Below are 1196 nucleotides of genomic sequence, written 5' to 3'. Positions count from 1 at the left end.
GTCCTGGCCCGGTGCACCGATCGGTCCGCGCGCTGGACGAGGCCGATCACCGAGGTCAGCCGGTCCACGGCCGCCGGGACCTCCCAGTCGTCGCGGCGCAGTGCGGCCAGCGCCGTCGCCGGGGCGACCACCAGGTCCGGGGCGCCGGTCTCCAGTGCCCGGACCAGCACCGCCCAGCCCGCCTCCCACCGCTCCCGCCGGGGCCGCGCGCCGACGGCGGCGACCACCGCCTCCAGCGCCGCCTGCCGCAGATCGCCCCGCACCGGCAGCTCGGCGGTGGGCGGGTCGGCCAGCAGCGACTCCGGGTCCGGCAGGTCCATCCGGTCCAGGTGGGCGAGGAGTTCGAGGCCCGGACCGTCCCCCACCGCGCCCCGCACCAGCAGCGCCAGCACGTCTCGGGAGACGCCGGCGGCCGTGCCGAAGGCCAGCAGCGTCAGCGCGGCCTCCCAGCTGCGCGGCGAGGGCCAGGCGCCGCCGCGCCGGGTCTCGGTGCTCGGCAGCCGGTGGATCAGTGTCGGCCGGGCCTCCAGGAAGCCGCACACCGCTCGCCGGGCGAACGCCACCGCCTCGGGCAGCCGCTCCGGCACCAGCCGGGGCAGTTCCGCCCGGGGCCAGACCCCGCCGAGCCCGCGCACCACCACCTCCCGGTCGTGCACCCAGTGCAGATGCACGAACCGGTTGGCCAGCGGCGGGCTCAGCTCCCACCCGTCCGCCGCCGACGCGCGCGGGTTGGCGGCGGCGACGATCCGCACCCCCGGCGGCAGCCGGAGCGCGCCGACCCGCCGTTCCAGGACGACCCGGAGCAGCGCGGCCTGCACGGCGGGGGTGGCGGTGGAGAGTTCGTCGAGGAAGAGCAGGCCGCGCCCGGCGCGTACCAGTTCCACGGCCCACTGCGGTGGCGCCATCGGCACCCCCTGCACGGCCGGGTCGTCGCCCAGGACGGGCAGCCCGGAGAAGTCGGACGGCTCGTGGACGCTCGCGATCACGGTGGTCAACGGCAGATCGAGGGAGGCGGCGAGCTGGGTGAGGGCCGCGGTCTTGCCGATGCCCGGCTCGCCCCAGAGCAGGACGGGCAGGTCGGCGGCGACGGCCAGGGTGAGCGCTTCGAGCTGTTCGTCGGGGCGCGGCTCGGTGGTGGTCGTCCGCAGCAGGGACAACAGGTCGTCGGCGACGGTGAGTCGGGTGTCCGTGCCGGA

1 protein-coding gene is annotated in these 1196 nt (G+C 77.3%); it reads right to left on the bottom strand.

The annotated features are described in order from the left end of the window. On the bottom strand, nucleotides 1-1196 hold a 1196-nt coding region (locus FRZ03_RS13195; RefSeq protein ID WP_261398977.1), incomplete at both ends, for an AAA family ATPase.

Origin of the sequence: Streptomyces misionensis (assembly GCF_007896895.1) — a bacterium.
In the GTDB taxonomy this organism is placed as follows: Bacteria; Actinomycetota; Actinomycetes; order Streptomycetales; family Streptomycetaceae; genus Streptomyces; species Streptomyces misionensis_A.
This window is presented reverse-complemented; position numbering and strand designations above follow the sequence as displayed.